The 263-nt window shown below is 75.7% G+C and carries 1 pseudogene; it reads right to left on the reverse strand.

Features of this window, described 5'->3' with window-relative positions:
• Positions 1-263, reverse strand: a pseudogene (locus SB816_RS32595) (propionate catabolism operon regulatory protein PrpR); the annotation flags it as partial.

Genomic DNA, 263 nt, shown 5'->3' on the forward strand with positions numbered 1-263 from the left:
CGTCGAGCGCGTAGCGCGCCGCGAACTGCTGCGTGTTCGGCTGCGAACGCAGCGCGCGGTCGAGCCGTTCGACCGCGCGCGATTCCTGGAAGGTCAGCACGCTGCCCGACGTGACGCCACGATCGACGAGCGGCCCGCGATGCACGACGTAGCGCACGCCGCGCACCGTCGCGAGCGCGTCGCCGTCCTCGCCGCGCAGCGTGCGCAGTTCGGGCCGCAGGTCGACGAGCGCGCGGCCGACGGCCGCCGCCGGTTCGACCCCG

Source organism: Achromobacter sp. SIMBA_011, assembly GCF_046535435.1.
Taxonomy (GTDB): Bacteria; Pseudomonadota; Gammaproteobacteria; order Burkholderiales; family Burkholderiaceae_B; genus Achromobacter; species Achromobacter dolens.